The organism is Pseudomonas sp. 28 E 9, from assembly GCF_900004785.1.
Lineage (GTDB): Bacteria > Pseudomonadota > Gammaproteobacteria > Pseudomonadales > Pseudomonadaceae > Aquipseudomonas > Aquipseudomonas orientalis_A.
The window spans coordinates 19,513-22,643 of record NZ_CVTK01000045.1; the positions used below are offsets into that span (position 1 = coordinate 19,513).

At 54.5% G+C, this 3,131-nt stretch carries 1 protein-coding gene; it reads right to left on the bottom strand.

Going from position 1 to position 3,131, the window contains the following annotated elements; genetic code table 11:
- Nucleotides 1-3,131 (bottom strand): immunoglobulin-like domain-containing protein (locus BFQ00_RS29650; protein ID WP_371914195.1); only part of this gene is annotated, 3,131 nt, incomplete at both ends.

Here is a 3,131-nt window from a genome sequence, read left to right on the forward strand (position 1 = left end):
AGTTGCCGCCCGCTGCGTCGGTAATCTTGACGGTTTGAGTGCTCTTGTCGATGAACACATCATCGGTAGGCGCAGGCACAGTCACAGTGCCGACAGTTTCACCGGCTTTGATGGTGATGCTTGAACCATTATCCAGCTTCAGCGTGACGTCAGTACCGGCCTTGTTGCTCAAGGTCGCTGTGTAGGTGATCTGGCCACCTTCGTTAACGGCACTTGGTGCGGTCAGCGTGACAGTCGTAGTGTTGTCAGTACTTGGGGTATCAGTCACGGTTGTAGTGACTTTGTCGGTACCTGGAACGAGGTTCTCGAAGTGCTCGCCACCGGTCACGGTTTTGATGGCGGTCGTGACGGTTTGGTCGCCCTTGTAAACATCATCCGGCGCAACAACCGAAACACTGGCGCTCGATTGGTTTACACCGATAGTGATGCTCTGGCCGTTATCCAACGTCACGGTCAACGGATTGGTGATGTTAGTCACCGGCGCACCGTTCTTATCCACAAGGCTGGCGGTGTAAACGATGTTGCCGCCTTCGCCAACAGTAGTGGTGGCGCTCAGAACCACGTCGACTTTATCGATAGTGTCGTTGATCGTTGTCGTTGCGCCATTGCCTGCAACTTCCAGTTTTTCGAAGTTGCCGCCAGTGGTTTCGGTGATCTTGACCGTCTGAGTGCTCTTGTCGATAAACACGTCATCGCTTGGCGCAGGGACGGTGACGGTGCCGACAGTTTCACCGGCTTTGATAGTGATGTTTGAGCCGTTATCCAACTTCAGCGTGACGTCACTGCCTGCTTTGTTGGAGAGCGTGGCGGTGTATGTAATCTGACCACCTTCGTTAACTGCACTCGGCGCGGTCAGCGTAACAGTGGTGGTGTTGTCGGTGCCCGGAGTATCAGTAACGGTGGTGTTAACTGGCGTGGTGCCTGGCACCAGATTTTCGAAGTGCTCGCCACCAGTGACAGTCTTGATAGCAGTGGTGACGGTCTGATCGCCTTTGTACACATCATCCGGCGCAACAACCGAAACAAATCCGCTCGACTGATTTACGCCAATGGTGATGCTCTGGCCGTTATCCAAGGTGACGGTCAACGGGTTGGTGATGTTAGTCACCAGCGCGCCGTTTTTATCCACAAGGCTGGCGGTGTAAACGATATTGCCGCCTTCACCGACGGTGGTGGTGGCGGTCAGAACTACATCAACCTTGTCGATGGTGTCATTGATCGTGGTGGTCGCACCGTTGCCCGCAACTTCCAATTTCTCAAAGTTGCCGCCAGAAGCGTCGGTGATTTTGACGATCTGAGTGCTCTTGTCGATAAACACGTCATCGCTTGGAGCAGGCACGGTCACGGTGCCGACAGTGTCGCCGGCTTTGATCGTGATGCTCGAACCGTTATCCAACTTCAGCGTGACGTCACTGCCTGCTTTGTTGGAGAGCGTAGCGGTGTACGTGATCTGGCCACCTTCGTTAACAGCATTTGGTGCGGTCAGCGTGACAGTCGTAGTGTTGTCAGTACCGGGGGTATCAGTAACGGTTGTAGTGACTTTGTTGGTACCTGGAACGAGGTTCTCGAAGTGCTCGCCGCCGGTCACACCTTTGATAGCGGTGGTGACGGTTTGATCGCCCTTGTACACATCATCCGGCGCAACAACCGAAACGCTGGCGCTCGATTGGTTCACACCGATGGTGATGCTCTGGCCGTTATCCAAGGTGACGGTTAACGGATTGGTGATGTTAGTCACCGGCACGCCGTTTTTATCCACAAGGCTGGCGGTGTAAACGATATTGCCGCCTTCGCCGACGGTAGTTGTGGCGCTCAGAACTACATCGACTTTGTCGATGGTGTCGTTGATCGTTGTCGTTGCGCCGTTGCCTGCAACTTCCAGTTTTTCGAAGTTGCCGCCAGTGGTTTCGGTGATCTGAACGGTCTTAGTGCTTTTGTCGATAAACACGTCATCGCTTGGAGCAGGCACGGTGACCGAACCGACGGTATCGCCGGCTTTGATCGTGATGCTCGAGCCATTATCCAACTTCAGATTGACGTCACTGCCCGCTTTATTGGAAAGCGTCGCTGTGTACGTGATCTGACCACCTTCGTTTGCCTGGGCCGGAGCTGTCAGGGTGACGGTAGTGGTGTTGTCGGTGCCCGGAGTATCAGTAACGGTGGTGTTAACTGGCGTGGTGCCTGGCACCAGATTTTCGAAGTGCTCGCCACCAGTGACAGTCTTGATAGCAGTGGTGACGGTCTGATCGCCTTTGTAGACGTCATCCGGTGCAATAACCGAAACGCTGGCGCTCGATTGGTTCACACCGATGGTGATGCTTTGGCCGTTATCCAGCGTCACGGTCAGCGGGTTGGTGATGTTAGTCACCGGCGCGCCGTTTTTATCCACAAGGCTGGCGGTATAGATGATATTGCCGCCTTCACCAACAGTAGTGGTGGCGCTCAGAACCACGTCGACTTTATCGATGGTGTCGTTGATCGTTGTCGTTGCGCCGTTGCCCGCAACTTCCAATTTCTCAAAGTTGCCGCCCGTTGCGTCTGTGATCTTGACCGTCTGCGTGCTCTTGTCGATGAACACGTCATCGCTTGGCGCAGGGAGGGTCACGGTGCCGATGGTTTCACCGGCTTTGATGGTGATGTTCGAACCGTTATCCAGTTTCAGCGTGACGTCAGTACCGGCCTTATTACTTAAGGTCGCGGTATAGGTGATCTGACCACCTTCGTTTGCCTGGGCCGGAGCCGTCAGTGTCACCGTGGTGGTGTTGTCGGTGCCTGGAGTATCAGTAACAGTCGTGTTAACCGGCGTTGTGCCAGGCACCAAGTTCTCGAAGTGCTCGCCACCAGTGACAGTCTTGATAGCAGTGGTGACGGTTTGATCGCCTTTGTAGACATCATCCGGTGCAATAACCGAAACGCTGGCGCTCGATTGATTTACACCGATGGTGATGCTTTGGCCGTTATCCAACGTCACGGTCAACGGATTGGTGATGTTAGTCACCGGCGCACCGTTCTTATCCACAAGGCTGGCGGTGTAAACGATATTGCCGCCTTCACCAACAGTAGTGGTGGCGCTCAGAACCACGTCGACTTTATCGATGGTGTCGTTGATCGTTGTCGTTGCGCCGTTGCCC